Raw genomic sequence first — 3,029 nt, forward strand, 5'->3', positions numbered from 1 at the left:
CTAGGATTTCTTCGATTTTTTCAAATTCAGCAATGGGAATTTGAACGGCAATCGGCTTTTGATCTTTGTCTAATACATAGCTTTTGTTAATTTCTAGCATTTGGTTTTCCCTCCGATACAATTCTTAAAAATTGGCTGTAATCTTTATATGTTACATTTTACAAGTCTCGACGCGAGAGAAGAGTAGCAACCTCAAAACCACCGTACCCTCCCTTCCAAAACATTTTTTCCCAGGCGAAATAACCATCAAACCACATTTTATAAGGGAGGTGTCCTAGGGGTGCTTTTAGGTCATAAGTAAAACCTTTGTAGTGTATCCAGCTATTATTCACTCGCCAGCCTACTCTATCTCCGAAAGCGGTCCAAACTTCCCTAATAAACTCCCGCGTCCCACCGAGTTCGCGGTAGATTTTCGCCTGCACGGAAAAACCAAAGCGACCGCCACTATATTTAACCCATAATTGGTCAATGGTTCGCAAATCCTCGCAGGGAAAATTATCGATATCCTCTACCCGTAGCCATCCTTCGTTCGTTCGGTTAGCTACCTGTAGCATCACTGTCGCGGTTTCATCGTCCGCTTGCTTCCATTGCTGCCGTTTTAATAAATCTTCTAAGTTTCGATAATCGATTCCTTTGGCGCTTTTTAGTTCGATTTCTGGCGGTGGTGCGGGTTTCGGGGTTTCTGTTATCGTTTTACAAGTCTCGACGCAAGAGAAGAGAAGTATCCAACGACTCCTATGCTGAGATTTATGTGTAGTAAATGCAAAAAAATAACGCGCTGGGAGGTGGCCTTGGGGTGATTTTAGGTCGAAAGTAGACAAAAATGGTACATCTACCATCCACCTACCTCTCACTCGCCAGCCTACTCTATCTCCGAAAGCGTCCCAAACTCTCTCATCATACTGCTGCGTCCCACCGAGTTCGCGGTAGATTTTCGCCTGCACGGAAAACCCGAAGCGACCGCCACTATATTTAACCCATAATTGGTCAATGGTTCGCAAATCCTCGCAGGGAAAATTATCCATATCCTCTACCCGTAGCCATCCTTCTTCTGTTCGGTTGGCTACCTCTACCTGTACCATCACTGTCGCGGTTTCCTCGTCCGCTTCTTTCCATTGCTGCCGTTTTAATAAATCCTCTAAGTTTCGATAATCGATTCCTTTGGCACTTTTTAGTTCGATTTCTTCCAGTTTCGGTGCTGCGGGTTTCGGGGTTTCTGTTATCGTTTTCGCCGACTCGCCATTTATCGGTTCCGTTTTAGGGGACGGTGGGACGGGTTGTTGTGCTAGTTTCAGGGTAATCCGGTCATAAACTTTTAAAACCTTCGGATTCGTGGGGTCTAAGGCTAATACTCGCCTCATTAACTGTTTTGCTTCTTCTAGTCTCCCGTCACCTTCTAAATCTAACGCTTCCTCTCGCAGTAACGCGATATCGGTGATAGTTGCTTGTTTCGGTAACAGAATCAGATGATTCTTGTAGTTTGGTTCGACGGTGGAGTGGGGAGTCTGCGGGGGTTTGTTGTATTGTCGGTTGATTTCCGGAACTCGATGGAATAGATGATTACAAAGTCTCTCCACCGTCGCGCAATTCCTTTCCCCCTCAATTCGCAAAGCCTCCAGAAGCGCGTAGGTAAACGAACTCATTCCCAAAGCGGGAATTTGATAGGATTCTTCCCCCGGACTACAGGAAGCGATGGTAATCACTCCCTGTTGGGGTTTTCCTCCCGCGGATTTATTGCCGAATCGCGTCTCGTTCCGGCAAGAGTCCAACAACAGAATGATATTATCCGCGCCGCATTTGCGTAAGCGTTGGGTGAGATAGGTGAGAGAAATGGTGGTATCTGGGAGCAATTGGGAGTGTCCATCGTGGGGAACGAGGTAATCCTGTTCCTGATGTCGTAATCCGTGGCCACTGAAGAAAAACCAGAAGTTATCCCCCGTCTCCAACTGCGGGGACTCGAAAAATTCATGGAGGAAGATTTTTAAATTTGTGGCGGTGGGTTTCGTTTCTAGAAAAGTACCGCTAGGCGTTTTAATGGGGTCAGAATCATCGGTAAAGAGGAAAACCATGTCAAACTTGGCTTCTTCTTTACAATAGCGAAACATAGCCTTCGCGTCTTCGATGGCGCAATCTAGCTTGTTAAAGTGTCCCTGTTTATAGGCTGTAATGCCGATGATAAATGCCCAGTTCGCCATTAGTCCGCAGTCGGTGTGTTTTTCTCGTCTCGCTTGAATTTTAGGGTTAATCCGCCTTTAGTGCCGGTCTTAATCCCCGTCCCTAACAATTTTACTTCACCTTCTCCGGTAATCTCTACGCAAAGCTCTACTTCATCGAGTTTAAAACCGGTTTGTTGGTTGACCTGTTTCTGTGCTTGATTGAAGACTTTGCCGATAAGCTGGAGAAAATGGGAAAGTTCTGTCTCTAGCTTCTCTATGCTCACTTTTACGCCACGAGTCGCAGCTGCGGTGATAGTTTTCCTCGTGTCCCAGGGATTGTCATAGGTGTCGTTTCCTTTCGCATCTTTATCGGGGGTGACGGGGGTATCTTCTGCGGTGATAATCCAAATAGTTTCTTCTGGCATAGCGCTCTCGTTTTTCGGCAATGGTTCTCCTTTATTATTCTAGTTACCCATTGCTAACTCACCTATAGAGATAGGGGTTAATAGTCCCAAAAAAGGGGGTTTAAATACCCCCAAAGCTCATAAGTTTTATGTTTTAGAATATTGGTTTTAAACCGTTTCTACCAAGGGACGGGTTAACTTATCCAACTGTTGGGTTAACAGACTCAGGAATAAACCCACATCGGTGACAATACCCACGGATTCTACGGAACCTCGATCGCTTAATTTTGTCACCACGGCCGGGTTAATATCAACACAGACCATTTTTACCCCCGCCGGTGTCATATTGCCCACACCGATGGAATGGAGCATACTAGAGAGCATGAGAATCATGTCTGCACCTTGAATTAAACGGGAATATTCTTCCTGTGCTTTAATTAAATCCATCTCCGTATCCGGAAGCGGACCA

The 3,029-nt window shown here is 45.7% G+C and carries 4 protein-coding genes; all 4 read right to left on the reverse strand.

Annotated features, from left to right (window positions below; all coding sequences use genetic code 11):
* Positions 1-100 (reverse strand): RelB antitoxin-like protein (locus tag IM456_RS23470; protein ID WP_502845918.1); only part of this gene is annotated, 100 nt, incomplete at its 3' end.
* Positions 101-158: 58 nt separating this feature from the next.
* Complete coding sequence (locus IM456_RS00595) at positions 159-2,195, reverse strand: GUN4 domain-containing protein (protein ID WP_287693317.1); 2,037 nt, start codon at positions 2,193-2,195, stop codon at positions 159-161.
* Complete coding sequence (locus IM456_RS00600; RefSeq protein ID WP_072926907.1) at positions 2,195-2,581, reverse strand: Pepco domain-containing protein; 387 nt, start codon at positions 2,579-2,581, stop codon at positions 2,195-2,197. The genes IM456_RS00595 and IM456_RS00600 overlap by 1 nt, the downstream gene beginning before the upstream one ends.
* A gap of 147 nt (positions 2,582-2,728) precedes the next feature.
* On the reverse strand, positions 2,729-3,029 hold a 301-nt coding region (locus IM456_RS00605), incomplete at its 5' end, for an ornithine cyclodeaminase family domain (RefSeq protein ID WP_502845917.1).

The sequence above is a fragment of the Microcystis sp. M079S1 genome, assembly GCF_020246425.1.
Taxonomy (GTDB): domain Bacteria; phylum Cyanobacteriota; class Cyanobacteriia; order Cyanobacteriales; family Microcystaceae; genus Microcystis; species Microcystis aeruginosa.

What these genes read in the sequence shown, in the direction of transcription:
- IM456_RS00595 (WP_287693317.1), bottom strand. Translation starts at nt 2,195, where the DNA reads ATGGCGAACTGGGCATTTATCATCGGCATTACAGCCTATAAACAGGGA.
- IM456_RS00600 (WP_072926907.1), bottom strand. Translation starts at nt 2,581, where the DNA reads ATGCCAGAAGAAACTATTTGGATTATCACCGCAGAAGATACCCCCGTC.